This is a genomic window from Paracoccus halophilus (assembly GCF_000763905.1).
In the GTDB taxonomy this organism is placed as follows: domain Bacteria; phylum Pseudomonadota; class Alphaproteobacteria; order Rhodobacterales; family Rhodobacteraceae; genus Paracoccus; species Paracoccus halophilus.
Genome location: NZ_JRKN01000104.1, coordinates 1 through 681, shown reverse-complemented (window position 1 = coordinate 681; position 681 = coordinate 1). Strand labels below are relative to the sequence as shown.

1 pseudogene is annotated in these 681 nt (G+C 62.8%); it reads right to left on the bottom strand.

What is annotated here, in order from left to right:
• A pseudogene (locus IT41_RS19265) lies at nt 1-681 on the bottom strand (IS256 family transposase); the annotation flags it as partial.

Below are 681 nucleotides of genomic sequence, written 5' to 3'. Positions count from 1 at the left end.
CGACGGTTCCTTTGGTTTGATCCGCGAATAGCATGGCCATGTTCATGTATTTACGGGTGGACCATTGGGTTGAGGCATGATTTTCCGTCCGGGAAGGCGCCAACGACGCGGCTGCGGCGTCTGAGCTCGCGCATGATCCGCTCCAGCGGGTTGTTGGTCCGCAGCTTGATCCAATGGCTGTCGGGAAAGCCGTAGAAGGTCAGCGTTTCATGGCCGTGTTCTTCTAACAGGTCAGCGGCCTGGGCCAGCTTCGTGGCGCGAAGGTCGGCGACGATCGTCGCGGTCTTCTCGGCCGCTGCCCTCCTGTCCTCCTGCGCATGGATCGCCTTCAGCATCTTCGTAACATCGCGGACCCTGCCGGCGAGGACCAGGCTGAAGATGTTTCTGTAGAAGTGAACCGCGCAACGCTGCCAGCGCGCACCAGGCAGGAACTCGGCCACGCTTTCGACGAGGCCGCGACAGGCGTCCGAGACGATCAGCTGCACGCCAGACAGCCCACGATCCACCAGATACCGCAGGAAGGCCGACCAGCCGGCTTTGTCCTCCTTCGGGCCTTCCACGATGCCGAGGATCTCGCGATAGCCCTCGCGGGTCACGCCGATCGCCACCAGTAGCGAAACATTGCGAACCTCGCCCGCCCGTTCGCCATCGGGCTCGAACCGGTGACGCCTTCGATGGCTC